Origin of the sequence: Flavobacterium sp. MDT1-60, from assembly GCF_014844035.1 — a bacterium.
Lineage (GTDB): Bacteria > Bacteroidota > Bacteroidia > Flavobacteriales > Flavobacteriaceae > Flavobacterium.
In genome coordinates, this window is record NZ_CP062159.1 from 3,200,622 (window position 1) to 3,218,000 (window position 17,379).

At 32.9% G+C, this 17,379-nt stretch carries 17 protein-coding genes; all 17 read left to right on the forward strand.

Annotated features, from left to right (window positions below):
* Nucleotides 1–2: 2 nt before the first annotated feature.
* The 17 genes from IHE43_RS13220 to IHE43_RS13300 all read left to right on the forward strand — a co-directional run bounded on the left by IHE43_RS13220 (nt 3) and on the right by IHE43_RS13300 (nt 17,369).
* Nucleotides 3–668, forward strand: coding sequence for an acyltransferase (locus IHE43_RS13220; protein WP_192184315.1), 666 nt, complete (start codon nt 3–5; stop codon nt 666–668).
* Between the two features lie 41 nt (nt 669–709).
* Nucleotides 710–1,783, forward strand: a complete 1,074-nt coding sequence (locus IHE43_RS13225) for a glycosyltransferase (RefSeq protein ID WP_192184316.1) — start codon at nt 710–712, stop codon at nt 1,781–1,783.
* 3 nt (nt 1,784–1,786) lie between these two features.
* A complete protein-coding gene (locus IHE43_RS13230) occupies nt 1,787–2,899 on the forward strand; it encodes a glycosyltransferase family 4 protein (RefSeq protein ID WP_192184317.1) in 1,113 nt (370 codons plus the stop codon).
* Nucleotides 2,900–3,264: 365 nt separating this feature from the next.
* Complete coding sequence (locus IHE43_RS24055; RefSeq protein WP_370526745.1) at nt 3,265–3,459, forward strand: DapH/DapD/GlmU-related protein; 195 nt, start codon at nt 3,265–3,267, stop codon at nt 3,457–3,459.
* Nucleotides 3,452–4,282, forward strand: coding sequence for a glycosyltransferase family 2 protein (locus IHE43_RS13240; RefSeq protein ID WP_192184319.1), 831 nt, complete (start codon nt 3,452–3,454; stop codon nt 4,280–4,282). The genes IHE43_RS24055 and IHE43_RS13240 overlap by 8 nt, the downstream gene beginning before the upstream one ends.
* Entirely contained in the window at nt 4,279–5,223 is a 945-nt protein-coding gene (locus tag IHE43_RS13245) for a UDP-glucuronic acid decarboxylase family protein (RefSeq protein WP_192184320.1), read from the forward strand. Before IHE43_RS13240 ends, IHE43_RS13245 begins: the two co-directional genes overlap by 4 nt.
* A gap of 117 nt (nt 5,224–5,340) precedes the next feature.
* Nucleotides 5,341–6,090: a glycosyltransferase family 2 protein gene (locus IHE43_RS13250; protein WP_192184321.1), complete on the forward strand. Its 750-nt coding sequence runs from the start codon at nt 5,341–5,343 to the stop codon at nt 6,088–6,090.
* A gap of 242 nt (nt 6,091–6,332) precedes the next feature.
* Nucleotides 6,333–7,094: a polysaccharide biosynthesis/export family protein gene (locus tag IHE43_RS13255; protein ID WP_192184322.1), complete on the forward strand. Its 762-nt coding sequence runs from the start codon at nt 6,333–6,335 to the stop codon at nt 7,092–7,094.
* A 94-nt stretch (nt 7,095–7,188) separates the two neighbouring features.
* Complete coding sequence (locus IHE43_RS13260) at nt 7,189–9,522, forward strand: tyrosine-protein kinase family protein (RefSeq protein WP_192184323.1); 2,334 nt, start codon at nt 7,189–7,191, stop codon at nt 9,520–9,522.
* A gap of 66 nt (nt 9,523–9,588) precedes the next feature.
* Nucleotides 9,589–10,020 (forward strand): VanZ family protein, encoded by a 432-nt coding sequence (locus IHE43_RS13265; protein WP_192184324.1) that lies wholly within the window; start codon nt 9,589–9,591, stop codon nt 10,018–10,020.
* Complete coding sequence (locus IHE43_RS13270; RefSeq protein WP_192184325.1) at nt 9,990–11,390, forward strand: exopolysaccharide biosynthesis polyprenyl glycosylphosphotransferase; 1,401 nt, start codon at nt 9,990–9,992, stop codon at nt 11,388–11,390. Before IHE43_RS13265 ends, IHE43_RS13270 begins: the two co-directional genes overlap by 31 nt.
* Nucleotides 11,391–11,406: 16 nt before the next feature.
* A complete protein-coding gene (locus tag IHE43_RS13275; RefSeq protein WP_192184326.1) occupies nt 11,407–11,607 on the forward strand; it encodes a hypothetical protein in 201 nt (66 codons plus the stop codon).
* 327 nt (nt 11,608–11,934) lie between these two features.
* A complete protein-coding gene (locus IHE43_RS13280; RefSeq protein WP_192184327.1) occupies nt 11,935–12,333 on the forward strand; it encodes a hypothetical protein in 399 nt (132 codons plus the stop codon).
* Nucleotides 12,334–12,852: 519 nt separating this feature from the next.
* A complete protein-coding gene (locus IHE43_RS13285) occupies nt 12,853–14,493 on the forward strand; it encodes a hypothetical protein (protein ID WP_192184328.1) in 1,641 nt (546 codons plus the stop codon).
* Nucleotides 14,494–15,071: 578 nt separating this feature from the next.
* Nucleotides 15,072–16,004, forward strand: a complete 933-nt coding sequence (locus IHE43_RS13290) for an AraC family transcriptional regulator (protein ID WP_192184329.1) — start codon at nt 15,072–15,074, stop codon at nt 16,002–16,004.
* 203 nt (nt 16,005–16,207) lie between these two features.
* Nucleotides 16,208–16,960 carry an SDR family oxidoreductase gene (locus tag IHE43_RS13295; RefSeq protein WP_192184330.1) on the forward strand — a complete coding sequence of 251 codons (753 nt, stop codon included), beginning with the start codon at nt 16,208–16,210 and terminating at the stop codon, nt 16,958–16,960.
* A gap of 13 nt (nt 16,961–16,973) precedes the next feature.
* Nucleotides 16,974–17,369 (forward strand): hypothetical protein, encoded by a 396-nt coding sequence (locus IHE43_RS13300; protein WP_192184331.1) that lies wholly within the window; start codon nt 16,974–16,976, stop codon nt 17,367–17,369.
* Nucleotides 17,370–17,379: the final 10 nt, after the last annotated feature.

Sequence of the window (17,379 nt, forward strand, 5' to 3'; positions counted from 1 at the left end):
TCATGTTGCTACTAAAAATAATAACCGTTTTATTGCCTTGGCCTTTAAAACGATTTGTATTGGTTCAGTTTTTTAAATATGAAATTCATCCATCGGCCAGAATTGGATTTTCATGGATTTATCCTAAAAAACTGATTATGGATTCGAATTCTAATATTGGAAATTTTAATGTGGCAGTACATCTACATTTAATAATAATAGGAAAACACTCCAGCATTGCCAGAGGTAATTGGATCACGGGATTTCCTACTAACACTGATTCTAAACATTTTTCACATCAGCCAGACCGTAAATCAAATTTAATAATTGGAGACCATTCAGCTATTACAAAAAAACATCATATCGATTGTACTAACATAATTCAGATAGGCAATTTTGTTACAATTGCGGGTTATTCAAGTCAATTGCTTACCCATTCCATTAATATCGAATTAAATATTCAGGACAGTCATCCCATAACTATAGGAGATTATTGTTTTGTTGGAACTGCCTCAACTATTTTGGGCGGCGCGGCTTTACCAGCCAGTTCTGTACTTGGAGCAAACGCATTATTAAATAAAGCTTTTACAGTTCCTTACAGATTATATGGTGGAAATCCAGCTAAAGAAATCAAAGAGCTGTCAAAAGATTATAAATATTTTAATAGAGAAGAAGGTTTTGTCTTTTAAATACTCAAACTACTAACATTACTAACATAAATGATCTAAGCATGAAAATAATTCATTATATAGCTAGTATTGATAAAAGTGGCGGTGGAACTACAGAATATATACGGTTGCTGAGCACAGCATTAAAAAATGATGCCTCATTTAGCATTGCTACAGGTATTTCTAAGGACCCTATAGACATCGAAGATGTTCCAATAAAGTTTTTCAACAACAGTTTATTGCGATGGTTTTCCTTGATGAATGAGTTTCACTCTTTTCTTAAAAGTGAAAAACCGGATATTGTACATATTAATGGAATTTGGACTCCTCAAAATTGGGGTTTTCAAAACGTGGCTCAAAAACAGGGAATTAAAGTCGTTGTCTCACCTCATGGCATGCTGGAACCCTGGATCCTGGCTCATAATTCATTCAAAAAAAAAATAGCATTGTTTTTATATCAAAAGAGAGCCCTAAAACAATCAATATGTCTTCATGCAACTGCTCAAATGGAGGCAGCAAATATTAAAGCTTTAGGTTATAAAAATCCAATACATATTATTCCAAACGGAATTTATTTAAATGACATAAAAGTGGTTAAGGAATATTACGGAACAAAAAAAATGATATTTATGTCCCGAATTCATCCTAAAAAAGGTATTGAGATCCTCTTAGACGCCTGGAGAAATAGTTATACAGAGGATTGGACTCTTGAAATTGCAGGTACTGGTGAGGAAAATTATATGGCAAGCTTAATTCAGAGTGTTGAGGATTTAGAAAACGTACGTTTTGTAGGAGCAAAATATGGCGAAGAAAAGTGGGACTTTTTGCGGTCTGCTGATGTTATGGTGCTGCCGACGCATAGCGAGAATTTTGGAATTGTAGTTGCCGAAGCTCTGGCAGTAGCAGTTCCGGTAATAACAACTCAAGGAACACCCTGGGAAGATTTAGAAACGCATAAATGTGGCTGGTGGATTGATTTATCAGTTACGAATTTAGAAAATGCATTATATAAAGCTTTCAACGCACCAACCATGTTATTAGAAGTTATGGGCAGACAAGGCCGGGAACTGGTGAAAGACAAATACGACATAAAGTTAATGGGAAAGAAAATGTTGGAATTATATAAGACTATTTAAGTGATGAAAATAACAATAGTTCAGGGCGCTTTTTTTCCTATACCTCCACTAATGGGTGGAGCTGTTGAAAAAATGTGGTATAGTTTAGCAAAAGAATTTGTTAATCGGGGACACGAAGTAAATTATATATCAAAATCATACGAAGGATTTTCAAATATTGAAAATGAAGGCGGGATTGATCATATCAGGGTCAAAGGTTATAAAGTACCATCTTCTGGTATTGTCTTAAAGATTTTAGATTTATTTTATACTTTAAAAGCTGTTCGAAAAATAGCAGCTAATACAGATATTATTATTTCGAATACCTTTTGGCTGCCTATTATTTTATCATTGGAACAAAAGAAAAAGTGTATGATAGATGTGGCAAGAATGCCAAAAGGCCAAATGAAATTTTACACAAAAAATGCACGCTTAAGAGCTAATTCCAGTCCTGTAGCAAAAGCAATAAAAGATGAAATTAAGATCAAATACTTTGACAAGGTCGTTATGATACCTAATACGCTGCCTTTTCGAAATACAAACACTATCGATTTTTCAAAAAAGCAAAAAATAATTTTATATACAGGTCGGATTCACCCTGAAAAAGGTTTAGATATTTTAATAAAATCTTTTGTCTCTCTTGATGCAAAAGATTGGCAGTTACTTATTGTAGGTCCTTATTCTACAGAAACAGGAGGAGGGGGAGAATCTTATCTGAATGAACTAAAACAGTTGGCCCAAAATAGCAATGTGAGATTTTTGGAACCTATTTTCGATATCGATAAATTAAATGTAATATATTCAAAAGCCTCTGTATTTGTTTATCCCTCTATAGCAGAACAAGGTGAGACTTTTGGCGTTTCGCCATTAGAGGCAATGAGTTGGGGATGTGCTACAATAGTTTCAAATTTAGACTGTTTCAAAGATTTTTTAATCCATAATAAAAATGGTTTGTGTTTCGACCATCGTGTAGAAAGAAGAGTCGAAATTTTGAATCAATACCTTAAAGATTTAATAAACAATCCAAAACTAATCAATGACTTAGCAACAGCAGGCTTGATGGTAAATGAGACACATTCTAATGAAAAATTAGCAACAGAATTCTTAAATGAATTTGAGTCTATGAAAATCAAATAAAATTAAGAATGAAACAGCAGCACTCTCAAAATTCACCATACGATTCGCCATGGTCTGTATCGCAGCGTATTAAAATGATAGTATGGGAATATGTTTGGTTATTGTTTTGTATTTGGACTCCAAAACCCGCTAATGCATGGAGGTTATTTTGGCTCAAATTATTCGGTTGTAAAATTTATGGAAAACCATTTGTACATCAACGGGCAAGAATTCAAATTCCGTGGAATCTGATCTTGCACGATCACGCGTGTCTCGGCGATCGGGCTAATGCATATACGTTGGGAGTTATAGAAATATTTGAGCACGCCACAGTAGGGCAGGAAGTATATCTGTGTACAGGTACTCATGCATTTAATGAATCTGCTATGAATTTGATTACTAATAAAATAATAATACATAAAAATGTTTTTATTGGGGTAAGAGCCATCATAATGCCTGGTATAATAGTAGGAGAAAATGCTATTATAGGCGCAGGAAGTTTAGTGACTAAAAATGTCGAGAAAAATACTATAGTAGGAGGAAATCCTGCCAAACTTATAAAACCTAGAAGCTTTGAATAAAATTCCAATTTCTGTAATCGTTTCTGTAAAAAACGAAGCTTTGAATTTACCCTCTTGCTTGGATAAATTAAAGCGTTTTGATCAAATAATTGTAGTGGATTCCTGCAGTACTGATGATACTCCGATTATTGCAAAGGCAATGGGAGCTGAAGTATTGCAATTTCAATGGAATGGTAAATTTCCAAAAAAACGCAATTGGGCACTACAAAATGCAGACCTTCGCCACGAATGGATTTTATTTTTGGACGCTGATGAATTTGTTTCTGATGAATTTATAACTGAAGTCGGCATCAAAATCCACGATCCCTACTATAATGGTTTCACAATACGTTTTGAAAACTATTTTATGGGAAGGAAACTTAAATATGGGTATGGATTTCAAAAGTCGGCTCTTTTTAAGAAATCAAAAGGCGCCTATGAAAAAATCGATGAAGATTTGTGGAGCCATTTGGATATGGAAGTACATGAACATCCTATTATCGAGGGTAAGGTTGGAGTTATTAAATCGAAAGTTGTTCATAAAGATTTTAAAAATTTAGAACATTATATTTCTAAACACAATGCTTATTCTACTTGGGAAGCTCAAAGATATCTTCAGTTAAAGCAAACGAAAAATGCCCTTTTATCTTTCAATCAAAAAATTAAATATAGCCTTATTAATACTGGATTACTTCCCGCGGTCTATTTTTTAGGTGCCTATTTTTTAAAATTGGGTTTTTTAGATGGTAAGGAAGGATTTTATCTGGCACGTTTTAAGTCACATTACTTTTTTCAGGTTCAAACTAAAATTAATTCATTCAAAAATAACATCGAATTAAAATGAAAAGAATATTGATAACTGGCGGAGCTGGATTTGTAGGTTCACATTTGTGTAAAAGATTATTGAATGAAGGAAATGAAGTGATTTGTCTGGACAATTACTTTACGGGAACCAAATCTAATATAATTGAGCTGTTGGATAACCCTTACTTTGAAATGGTAAGACACGATATAACAGAGTCTTATTATGCTGAAGTTGACGAGATTTACAATCTGGCTTGTCCTGCATCTCCTGTTCATTACCAATACAATCCGATAAAAACAATTAAAACGTCTGTAATGGGAGCCATTAATGTTTTAGGGCTGGCAAAACGTGTTAATGCTAAAGTATTGCAAGCTAGTACCAGCGAAGTATATGGCGATCCGTTGGTGCATCCTCAAACCGAAAGCTACTGGGGGCATGTAAACCCAATAGGTATTCGTTCCTGTTATGACGAAGGAAAGCGATGTGCCGAAACTTTATTTATGGATTATCACAATCAAAACAGAGTTGCCATTAAAATCATCAGGATATTTAATACTTATGGGCCTAATATGAATCCGGCAGATGGGAGAGTGGTTTCGAATTTTATCGTACAGGCTTTGCAGGGAAAAGATATTACCATTTTTGGAGATGGTTTGCAAACCCGTTCATTTCAATATGTTGATGATTTAGTAGAAGGCATGATCCGTATGATGGGATCTGAACCCTCATTTTTGGGTCCGGTAAATTTAGGAAATCCTAATGAATTTACTATGCTCGAACTTGCACAGGCAATTATTGAATTAATAGGTTCCAAATCGAAAATCATTCATCTCGATTTGCCGCAAGATGATCCCAAACAGAGGCAGCCAGACATTTCTTTAGCAAATAACAAGCTTGAAGGATGGGAGCCTAAAATACAATTGCGCGAAGGCCTGATTACTACCATCAGCTATTTTGAGAAGCTATTGCTAAAACCATAAGCAACCTTTTTTACAAAGTAATACAATTTATTTCTACTTTTTTTCCTCAGTTTTTTATTGGGTAATCAGTTTTTTATGCTAAAAATTCAGTTAGTATTAATCTTAAAATTTATTATTATGAGAATAACTATTATAACCGTGTGTTTCAATAGAAAAGCTACTATCGAAAAAGCTATCAAAAGTGTATTGGAACAAAATTATCATGATATTGAATACATTATCATTGATGGCAATTCTACAGATGGTACAAAAGAAATTATTGAATCTTATGGAGACAAAATATGCAAATTTATCTCAGAACCTGATAAAGGAATGTATGATGCAATAAACAAAGGGCTCAAATTGGCAACAGGAGATGTTATTGGTTTGATGCATTCTGATGATGAATTTTACGATAAAAAGGCTGTTAGAAGAATTGTAGCCCGTTTTAATGCCGATCCAAGCATTGATGGCGTTTATGGTGATGGTGTTTATGTTTCGAATGATAAAGATGAACGCCTAATTCGCGATCGAATTGGAGGTGTTTTTAGTCTCAAAAAAATTAAGGAGGGTTGGTTGCCTTTGCATCCTACTGTTTACCTAAAGAAAACAATAATAGATAATAATGGTGCTTATAATCTTGATTTTAAAATAGCATCCGATACTGAATTCTTACTTCGCTACTTGTATAAATATAAAATTAAGATGAGTTATATCGATTCGTATATCGTTAGAATGAGAATGGGAGGTATGAGTACCAGTTTTAAATCTGCGTTTGAAGTTTTATATGAAGACTATAAGATTTATAAATTTCATGGTTTAGCAGCAATTCTAGCTGTCTTTCTTAAAAAAACCCTTGCTCTAAGACAATACATGCTTCATTTATAAAAGATAAAATTAATCTATTCACTTTGTTTTTTGATAGTCTAAATCATCAGTGAGAAAGTGAGTCAAGAGAAGACTTTACCAAACAGTCAGATTAAAGAAAACGAGTAATTACAATCAAAAAATAAAAACTTTTTTAGTTTGAGTAAACATCCTAAATAAGGATATTTTCAGCACTATATAGTTTTTATTTTGATTGATTAAAATCTGAAATAACATAAATATTAATATATATTACAATTAAAATGAAGAAAATTTCCCTTCCGATTATATTGCTTTTATTGATGCTTCAGTCTTGTACGACCAAAAAAAAAATGTTGTATTTACAAGATTTAGATAGGTATGCCAATTCGAGTTTAAATTATACATCGAGTAAAATACAACCGAATGATATCTTAAAAGTTGATGTTGGTGATCTTAATCCCCTGGTTGCTGCACCTTTTAATATAAATACGACTTCGACTTCACAAACATCAGTAGAAATGATGAAATTATCTGGCTATTTGGTTACTCCTCAAGGGAATATAACTATGCCTATTTTGAATGAAATTAAAGTGGGTGGTTTAACACCAGCCGGTGCGGAGTTGAAAATAAAAGAGCGTCTTGTAAATGAAGGCTATTTAGTAAATCCTACAGTGCAGGTTCGTGTACTCAATAATAAATTTACCATTTTGGGAGAAGTAAATGCCCCGGGTGTAATATTTTTTAGCGAAGAATCGATTAGCTTACTCGATGCAATAGGAATGGCAAAAGATCTAACCTATTCAGCCATTCGAAAAGACATTAATCTTATTAGAGAACAAGACGGAAAGCGTTTGGTTTATCACATTGATTTGACTACTGCAGCATGGATGTCTAATCCAAATTTTCGAATCAGACAAAATGATGTTATTGTTGTAACACCTAATAAACTAAAAGTAAATAGTGGAGGATTAATCAAAGACCCGATACAATTGCTGGCTATATCTGCCTCTATTTTAACAGTTATTCTTTTGCTGACAGATTAATACTGATTTAAAAAGAGAATTTTTTACATCCTTCAGCATTCAATTTATGTTATGCTTATTAATAGTACGACCATTTTTAATTAATTAAATAATTATGGATTTTAAAAAAGAATTTTTAAAGTATTTACAGTATTGGCCTTGGTTTTTGCTAAGCTTAATTTTATGTGTAGGCGCCGCTTTTATTTTTATCAAAATAGTACCACCAACATACCAAACTTCAGCTTCGATTTTTATAGATAAAAAGCAAGAAGACACAACAAAAATAATTACCATCACTACGAATCAAAAAAATGATGAAGATAATTTAGAGGAAGAAATCCGGCTAATTACCTCCAATGAATTTTTGATGGATGTAGTAAAAAATGTCAATTTAAATATCAGTTATTTTGAAAAAGTATATACAATACAAAATAATAATGTAAATGAAGTTCCTTTCATTTTAAAACTTACGGTTTCTAATGATTCGTTACCACAAATTTCTTATGAAATTAAAGTAAATAGAGAAGGATTTACTATTACTGATCCTGATACCGAAAAAAAATATGATATTAAGGGATATGATGGAGACCAAGTTATCAAAGGTTTACCATTTAAAATTCAATTATCTGCAAAAGCGAAGAAGAATCCAAATTATTATTTTGAGAATGAATATAAAGTAAGTCTTGAACCTACAGCTATTGCTTTAAAAAATTTAAAATCATCACTTATCGTTTTATCTGATGAAAAGTCAAAAGGAACAATAGAATTAAATCATACTGGTTCAAGCCCTATACTTTCAAGAAAAATATTAAATGAAATTATCGTTTTGCTGGATAAAAATATTGTTATCAACAAGCAAAAATTATTTACAAATACAGTTTCTTACTTAAATCAAAGAATAAAAAGTTTCACTAAAGAAAAAGATTCTATTGAAAGTGTAAAAGAAAAATATTTGCAAAATAATGATATAGGGGTGATGGACAATTACACTATCGAAAGAACAACCGATAGAAGTCAAAAAAAAGAAAGCTCTATGCTTAATGAAAAGCAAATTATGCTTACTAGTTATGCTATTAACGATATTAAAAGATCTGGTACTACCCAAACTTTAGGTACAGATTATAATTTAGAATCACCGACAGTCAATCAAATGCTTTTAAATTATAATGCAAGACTTCTTGAGAGTGAAGTAATCTTAGAAAGAGCACAAAAAAACAATCCCGCCTATATTACTTTAATGACCCAATTAAGTAGTCAAAAACAGCAGATATTAAATACTTTAGAAGGTTATTTAAACTTTTTGAATCAAAACAACAGAGTTAATAAATCGGAAGAAAGCATTGCTGAATCAAAAGTTAAAAATATTCCTACGCAAGATAAAGTATTGGGCAATATCAATAGTGATCTTAGTATGAAAGAAGAAACCTATATGGTATTATTACAAAAGAAGGAAGAAGCTGTTTTGAATGGTGCGATTTTAGAATCAAATTTATATACTTTAAATGCGCCGGAAACGAATTATTCGGCAATTTTTCCGCAACCAAAATCATTTTTGCTTGGTGCTTTTATGTTTGGTTTACTCTTTCCTTTTGGATTCATATACCTTCGTTTAATCCTGGATACCAAAATACATAACGAAGACGATATTCAGAAAATAATGGCAAATGTTCCTATTTTAGGATACATTCCTAAAGTAGATAATAGTGAAAAATTAGACAACACAGCTACTTCCCGTTCTATGATAGCAGAAGCGACGCGTACCGTGGTTTCAAATATATCTTATTTACTACCCAGAAAAGAGGAAGAGAAAGGAAGAGTAATATTGTTTACTTCTTCTATTCAGGGAGAAGGAAAATCCTTTAGCGCATTTCATAATGCTATAACAGTTAGTAATCTTAATAAAAAAGTATTGCTAATTGGTGTTGATTTAAGAAATCCTCAATTGCACGATTATTTTAAAGTGGATAAAAACAAATTAGGGCTTACAAATTTCCTGTCTAATAAAAGTGATGACTGGAAAGGATTCTTGCAAAAAGATATTATGTTTTCTAAAAATCTTGATATTTTATTCACAGGAGAGGCTCCTCCTAATCCTTCACAATTAATAACTAATTCTAACTTTGAATCCTTAATTGAAGAGGCGAAAAAGCTTTATGATTTTATAATACTTGATTCCGCACCCGTTCAAATAGTATCCGACACACTTAATTTTAGTTATTTGGCTGATGTTACCGTATTTGTAGTAAAATATGATTTTACAGATAAAAGTAATTTAGTTCACATAAATAATTTTATTAAGAAAGAGCAGTTAAAAAATGTTGGAATTCTTATAAACGGAGTAAATATGAAAACCGCGTATGGCTATGGACTAAACTATGGTTATCAGTATCAGGAAGTAAAAGTAAAGCGACCCTGGTATAAAAGAGGTCTTACTATAAAAGAAGCTTAATAATAGCCTGGCTCTACAAATCGATCTCAAACAAAAAAACTATTTATTGATATTAAATGATAAAAAATGTTTCATAAAATACTTCTGTTGATACTGTTTCTAATTATTGGTGTCGTTTTTTATTTTTCCTGGTTGCCTGATCCCAGCCTTAGAAGCGAAACCTATTTACCAAACTGGCTTTTGAATTGGAGTAATCATTATTACAATTTGCGTACTGCTATTCCTTTTATAGCTGTCGGTTTTTTACTGGAAGCCTATACAAATTACAAGAATTCAAATGAATTAAATACTGGCAAAAAATCCAATTTCATACAAAATATATGTATTGGGGCAATAATTGTTTGCATCGCTGAGGGCGGGCAATATGTAATTCATAAAAGGAGTCCGGATTTGATGGATGTTTTTTACGGAATTATAGGAAGTATCATAGGGGCAGTAGGTTATAATTTATTTAAAAAAAATCAGAAATGCGAAACAGACATAAATTTACGTTTATAATTTGCTGTGCTATTGCAGACATGATCGCTATGGTATTTGGTACCATACTGTTTTTGAATTTTGCAAGTGAAGAGAAGATTGGGTGGAATGCCTTATTTCTGGATAAGATGATTCCAATTACAATTTTAAGTTGGTTATTCGCGGTTACTTATTTTCAATTATATAAAGTAAATGTTCTTTTCAGTTTAGAAATCTTTTTTCGCAATAGCTGGCGTGCTTTCTTTACACAAAGAATTCTGTGGCATAGTTACATATTTATTTTTCAGGATAATGTATTGTACTTTTTTAGCAGCAGGGCAAATTTATTTCAAATAAGTTTTTTACTGTTCTATTTTTTGCTATCCAGAATTTTATTTACTGTAGTTATAGGACAAATTAAAGGATGGGTTTTCAAGCGTTACACAGTTGCTATATGGGGGTTTAATAAAACAAGTATCGAATTGGCATCTCATTTAGAGAGCAATTCTTTTTTTATTCATTTTGTGGGTATTCTCAACGAAAATTCTTCTGTGGAATATACAAATAATGAAGATTTTAGTGAAGCACTTTCCGAAGCTATTGATAATGCATCTAAAGATAATATCAATGAATTATTCATTGTGTCCAAACCTGATTTTATCTCAGATTTGAATTATTTCTTTGAGCTTGGAGACAAACATTGTATGCGTTTGAAATTTGTTCCTGATTTTTCATCCATTTCAAAAAAACATTTTAATTCCAGCCATTTAAATAATTTCCATGTTATCAAACCACGTTTTGAGCCGTTACAAAATGCCTACAATCGATTAATTAAGAGAATATTTGATATTGTTTTCAGTATGCTGGTCATTATTTTCATTTTGTCTTGGCTTTATCCTTTGCTAGCCATTCTTATTAAGAGACAAAGCAAAGGACCTGTTTTATTTAAACAAATGCGAACGGGTAAAAAAAATGAACATTTTTGGTGTTATAAATTTCGAAGCATGTATGTAAATGTGGGTGATGAAAGCGAACAAGCGAAAAGAGAAGATTCCCGAATCACATCAATTGGGAAATTTCTCCGGCGCACGAGTTTAGATGAGATGCCTCAATTTTTTAATGTCCTGATGGGAAAAATGAGTATTGTGGGACCACGTCCACATATGATTAAACATACATCAGACTACAATGGACATATTAATAATTTTATGGTTCGTCATTTTGTCAAACCTGGAATTACCGGTCTGGCTCAGGTATCGGGACTTAGAGGGGAAACCAAAAGAATATCCGATATGAAACGCCGCGTTACTACAGACATCGAATATGTACAGCGCTGGAGTTTAATCACTGATATTAAAATTTGCTTATTAACAGTTATTGTAACCTTGAAAGGAGATAAAAATGCTTTTTAACTAAAAAATAGAAATTATGGACATTACTAATTACTTTGTTGGTTTACTTACAGGAGTTTCTGTGACAACCTTTTTTATTGGAAAAGAATGGTATAAATATTATACGAAATACACAATTCAACAAAAACAATTGGATCGGCTGTTGAAATTGAATGATAAAATTAAAAAAATTAAGCATTTGAGTTCGACAGGAACTTCAAATCTTAATGTTGGTTAGAATCATTTTTTTATTTTAATTTTTCCCCGAATGCTTTCACAAAAACGAACCTAAGTAAGTTATGCCTTTTGTGAAGTGAAATAGTATTGACTTTATTTGATTTTGCCAAGATTGATATCAAAACTACCTATTTGCACCCAAAAGTTTGTCAAAATTTATAATTGAATTTGATACTAATTCTTTCCTTGGTTTAAGTATTTCTTTCCAAGGAAATGTCCTGTCAATGTATAATTAGGGTATAAATTATTATAAGAAAGACAAATACTAATTCTTAAAGATGATTAAAAAAAGAGTTTTAGTTCGGGATAATAAAAGGATTTTTTAAAAATGTTTAAAAGAAAGTTTAAAGATGAATTTGAATTTTCTGAAGACTCTTTTTTACTAAAAAATGAAGACAAACCGGATAATTTCGATTATTCTGTATTTGTAGTATATGACTATTCAGAGCTGGTAGAATTTTTTGAATTAGATAGGATAAGTACAAATTTTATGGTTTGCTTATTTAGTAAACATCTTTACAATAGTCTATCATTGATAGAAGAAATTAAAGACTTAATTTTAATAGATGCCTCAAAAAATAAGGCAGAACTTTTTGAAGACTTGAAATTGTATTTTAAAAAATCTTCAAGTTTAATTCCAAAATTATCACGTAAAAAAAATGTAAATTCAAACATACCTAAAATGCAACTAGATATACTTCAAAAAGCATTGTTTTATTTAACGTAATTAAACTAGAAAATCAAAACAAAAAAGAAAAGTATAAAGAAAATTTAAAACTAGAATTTTGTTATAAAATTTGCTGCAAGTCACAATTGTTTTCTTGATATACTTTAAATAAAATTTAAAAAATATTAGGGTTCGAATTCCTTATCGCCCACTAAGAAACTCCTTAAGAAATTAAGGAGTTTTTTTATGTCTTATATTTTTGACTTGCCGTTTTGGGTACGAATTGCAAATCCGCGGTATCAGGTCTTTAGCAGATATCAATCAAAATGTTGAATTAACAAAAGTAGATCACCAGATAACCAAATAGCGGAAGCATTAAAACATCCACGACTTACAAAAGGGTTTAAATGCAGCCTGCGTTAAGTAAATCCCGTAAAAAACCTCCAATAATTAGGGGGAATTCCCCCTTGTTTCAAAGGCTCTAAACTTTTAATTTAGTTTTTCAATTCATGGCCAGAATTCAATTCGGAGTAAGTCGAAAATCCAACAAAGAGTAGACACAATTTTATTTTTAATAAAATGGAAACTTTAGAAGAACAATTCAAAAACATGCATCTTCTTGACCGGGAAGAGCGCTTGAAATTACTCAGAAAAATAGATATAATTCGCCCGGGAGACCTGAGGCCTTTTTTTCCTGTACGATGGCTTTGGAAACGCTGTAATGTAAAAGTTTTAATTGTAACAGATGGGGGGTTGAATTTTGGTACGGGAGAATTTGGATTATCAGAATTTTTAACCACTTTTAATGAATTGCAAAGATCTACCTGGTATAATTACCAGATAACACTTGGCCACAGAAGTTCTACCCCTTTTTCAAATCCTAATACATTGGTTGTAGCAACTATTCCAGGTTTTAATTTTGCTTCAAGTGTAACGCTTAATAATTTTGACCAGGTGTGGTTATTTGGTATCAATTCCGGAGCAGGCTTACCCTCTGATGAATTAGCAAAGGTTGAAGATTATATGAATAATGGAGGGGGATTGTTTGCTACAGGTGATCATGGCACTTTAGGTTCAAGTATGTGTAGTAATATACCAAGAGTGAAAGATATGAGACATTGGGCTGATTTTGGCGCAAATGAAGTGGGTATGACCCAGCCACGGAGAAACGATACAAACCGACCAAAAGCAGGTGATGCAACTTCTTTATATTTTGATAACCAATCAGACAATATCCCTCAAAATATTTCTGTAAGAATATTTGGTACAGGTCTTCCGCATCCTCTGTTATCCATAAAAAAAAGTGTTAGACCATCTGGATTGATTGATATTATGCCAGATCACCCACATGAAGGTGAATGCAAACCTGAAACATCATTTACGGCTAATGGGGTCACTGTTTCTACTCAAAATATTGCAACATCTTTTGTTTTAGGAGGCAGCACTGTCGGAGGCGGAGCAAAAGCGCTAACTATTCCTCATTCCTTTTCTTCGATTGCTGTATGGGATGGCCGCTTGGCAAATGTTGGCCGTATCGTGGTCGATTCAACCTGGCACCATTTTGTAAATGTTAATCTAAATGGGGTTGGTTCTACTTTTAACGGAGATGACAGACCCGGTATACAGTCCGGTTTAACCACAGCTGATTTTAATGTTATTAGACAATATTTCATGAATATTGCGCTTTGGATCACCAGAAGGAAACTAATTTTTTGTTTGAGAAAATATGTGTGGTACTATCTCTTAAAAGATTCACAACTCATAGAAGCAAGTTTGAATCATCCAATTGAAGAAAGAGAAAATATTTCAATTGCAGATTTAAACAGTATTGGAGCTTTGGCAGAAGAAATTCTATCTGAAAAATATAGTCCGGCATTTGCCAGAGATTTTTTAATCGAAGCTCTTGAACCAGTAAATCCAAATCTGGCTTATAAATTAAATATATGGAAACCTGATGACCCGGAAAAAGTTAGAGAAATAGACGACAAATACTATCAGCCTTGGGTAAATTTAGATTTTATTTTACATACTGCAATCGGAGCTGGATTTATCGCATTAAGAGATGATAAAATTATTTCTGATGAAAACGCAAGTGAAAAAGATCTGGATAGTATAATCGATGTTTTCAATAGAGGAGTACAATTTGGTTTTGATAAATCCGTAAAAAATCTAGGGGAAAGCATTAATTCTTTAACAAATGAATTAAAAATTCAACTTTAATATTAATCTATTTATAGCAAATAGCTACAAAAAGAACAAATGGGACCATCTTGAGATAATAGGGCGTAACGCAAAAAAAATATAAATAGTTAATTCTATTTTCAAGGTTGTTTTAAGTACCAATAAATATCAAAATAGGAATTAAGTGTTCAACTATAATTCTGGTGACTCCATAAAATTTTAAAGAGGCTGTCCGAAAAAGGACAGCCTCTTTTTTATGCTTTATAATTTTTGAGTAACTGTGCGGATACGGATTACAAATCCGCACTATCGGGTTTTGGGCAATTAGCTTAATGAAAAGATGGTTTTGTATTTGGGATGATTTGGCAAATCAGAATAATGGGCTTAATTTAGTCCCAAACCCGCTGTAGTAACGTAACGGTGTGTGAGACACTACTCTCGATACCCTGTTCCCTTCTTCTAATTCCTGGATTGGATCCGGATCTTTCAACGAAGTTATAAGCATTGAGACACCATTTCTTTAAAAAAATAAATAGCCTGTATTAACATCTATAGAAATAAAATGCTCATCACTATTCCTATTTTAGTAGATTTGTAACAAACCAAAACAACAATAGATGAGTGAGAAAAATACAATCTCCATGTCATTATATGACTTATATCTGAAACTGGGCCTGTCAGTAGATATGCTTGATCCTAAGGCAGGTATTGCTGTTGTTGATTTAAAAGATGTAGGCTTTGAACTGCCGTATAAATCCCCTGCATACCGGCCTAACTATTTTTCTTTTCTATTTGTCAAGGAAGGTTCAGGACAATACACTATTGACGATCAAACATTTGCCGCCCAGCCCGGTTCTATTTATTTTACCAATCCAAGTAATTACAGGACCTTTGAATGGAATGCCATCGAAGAAATTTACCTTATTTGTTTTGATGAGACATTCCTCAAGGAAAACGTACATCAGGATGTATTTAATGAGTTTTCATTTCTATTAACCGAAACGGTACAGCCCAAGGTACTAAATGTTGATTTTTATAATGAGATAGAACAATTATATCTGATGATCCACAAAGAGTATTTAGGCACATCGCCCTATAAATACAGAATTATCGGAAACCTGTTTATTGTGCTGCTGATCAAAATAAAGGAATATTTCTGGGAAGACTATAATCCGATTTATGAAGGAAACAGATCTTCACAAATCGTAAAAGATTTTAAACGCATGCTGGAACAGCATTACCGTGACCTGAGCAGCTCAAAAGTACAGACTGTCTTCAGGGTGCAGGATTATGCCGATGCGCAGAATCTGCACCCCAATTATTTAAGTACCGTTATCAAAACCAAGACAGGCAAGCCTATTGCAACGTGGATTGCGGACAAAACAATATCCGAAGCAAAGTCACTACTGCAGAACTCACAGCATTCCATAAAAGAAATTGCCTATTTACTGGGTTTCTCAGAAGCTGCACATTTCAGTAATTACTTTAAAAAACATACCAGTACTTCTCCCGTACTCTACCGAAAGGAGCATCTTGCCCATTCGAACTAAAATTCAAAGCCTGCAAATACTGATTTGCAGGCTTTTTTATGGCTTTTCTCTACTTTTTCCCTCAAAATAAACATGCAGATTCTAAATATTTAAAATTTGCATGTAATGCTTTAATACTCGCAACATGCAAGGCCCAGTGCCGCTATATCTTTGTCCTATCAAATTGAAAGAACGATTTATAATCATTTAAAATTTAAAAAATCATGAAAAAATTAAACAACAAAACAGCGGTAATTACAGGGTCAGCTAGAGGATTAGGAAAAGCAATTGCAGAGCGATATGCAGCAATGGGCGCCAACATCGTAATTAATTATTCTAAAGACAAAGCATCAGCAGAAGAAGTGTTAAGCAATATTTTAGCTATGGGCGTAAAAGCCATTGCAGTTCAGGCAGACGTGAGCAAAGTAGCTGACCTTGAAAGACTTTTTGCAGAAGCAAAAGCGGCATTTGGAAAAATTGATATTGTGGTAGCCAATGCCGGAATCGAAATGGTAGAGGTGCCCGTTACCGATTTTACAGAAGAGCAGTTCGATAAAGTATTTTCGATCAATACAAAAGGTACCTATTTCACGATGCAGCAGGCAGCCAAACACATCGAAGACAATGGTAGAATTATTTACATCGCTTCGAGTACTACTTCCTTCCCGGTTCCTGGAATGGCTGTTTACGGAGGAAGTAAAATTACCCCAAGATATTTGGTTGACATTTTATCTAAAGAAATTGGGCACCGCGGGGTTACGGTAAACTCCATTATCCCTTTTGCGGTAGACCATTCCGGAATTTTCGCGGAAGCAGACAGCTATCCTGAACTGAGAAAACAATTATTAGACAGCTGCCCGATGAGACGATTGGCCGAGGTTGAAGATGTAGCAAATGTGGCGGAATTTTTTGCAAGTGATCTTTCTTCTTTTGTAAATGGCCAGCATCTTTTGGTAAACGGGGGAGCTACAAATTAATAAATAAAGTACCATGAAAACAATAGTAATTGGATTGTTTTTCGCCTGTGCTGCATGCGGACAATCTGTAAATAAAACAGAAAAAGTGAATACTGAGAAAATAACAAACCAAACTGCAAAAAAAGCAATCGAGGCTTTGCAAAATGCTGACCAGAACGCGTGGTTCTCCTTATTTGCCGACAATGCAGTACTGTATGATGACGGGAATAAAAAGAATTTTATAAGTTTTTTTACAAAAGCAATAGGACATGAACGATTTACCTCCATTGACAAAGTAGAAAATAATTCATTTGATATCTATGGGAAATTCCATAGTGACCTGTGGGGAAACTTTCAAACCTACTTCAAATTCCAGATTAACAAAGAAGGGAAAATCACAAGGCTGGATATTGGGCAGGCAGATTACTAAAACGGCAATG

Coding starts and splice junctions, on each gene's coding strand:
- IHE43_RS13220 (WP_192184315.1), top strand. CDS start 3: ATGTTGCTACTAAAAATAATAACCGTTTTATTGCCTTGGCCTTTAAAA.
- IHE43_RS13225 (WP_192184316.1), top strand. CDS start 710: ATGAAAATAATTCATTATATAGCTAGTATTGATAAAAGTGGCGGTGGA.
- IHE43_RS13230 (WP_192184317.1), top strand. CDS start 1,787: ATGAAAATAACAATAGTTCAGGGCGCTTTTTTTCCTATACCTCCACTA.
- IHE43_RS24055 (WP_370526745.1), top strand. CDS start 3,265: ATGAATTTGATTACTAATAAAATAATAATACATAAAAATGTTTTTATT.
- IHE43_RS13245 (WP_192184320.1), top strand. CDS start 4,279: ATGAAAAGAATATTGATAACTGGCGGAGCTGGATTTGTAGGTTCACAT.
- IHE43_RS13250 (WP_192184321.1), top strand. CDS start 5,341: ATGAGAATAACTATTATAACCGTGTGTTTCAATAGAAAAGCTACTATC.
- IHE43_RS13255 (WP_192184322.1), top strand. CDS start 6,333: ATGAAGAAAATTTCCCTTCCGATTATATTGCTTTTATTGATGCTTCAG.
- IHE43_RS13260 (WP_192184323.1), top strand. CDS start 7,189: ATGGATTTTAAAAAAGAATTTTTAAAGTATTTACAGTATTGGCCTTGG.
- IHE43_RS13265 (WP_192184324.1), top strand. CDS start 9,589: ATGTTTCATAAAATACTTCTGTTGATACTGTTTCTAATTATTGGTGTC.
- IHE43_RS13270 (WP_192184325.1), top strand. CDS start 9,990: ATGCGAAACAGACATAAATTTACGTTTATAATTTGCTGTGCTATTGCA.
- IHE43_RS13275 (WP_192184326.1), top strand. CDS start 11,407: ATGGACATTACTAATTACTTTGTTGGTTTACTTACAGGAGTTTCTGTG.
- IHE43_RS13280 (WP_192184327.1), top strand. CDS start 11,935: ATGTTTAAAAGAAAGTTTAAAGATGAATTTGAATTTTCTGAAGACTCT.
- IHE43_RS13285 (WP_192184328.1), top strand. CDS start 12,853: ATGGAAACTTTAGAAGAACAATTCAAAAACATGCATCTTCTTGACCGG.
- IHE43_RS13290 (WP_192184329.1), top strand. CDS start 15,072: ATGAGTGAGAAAAATACAATCTCCATGTCATTATATGACTTATATCTG.
- IHE43_RS13295 (WP_192184330.1), top strand. CDS start 16,208: ATGAAAAAATTAAACAACAAAACAGCGGTAATTACAGGGTCAGCTAGA.
- IHE43_RS13300 (WP_192184331.1), top strand. CDS start 16,974: ATGAAAACAATAGTAATTGGATTGTTTTTCGCCTGTGCTGCATGCGGA.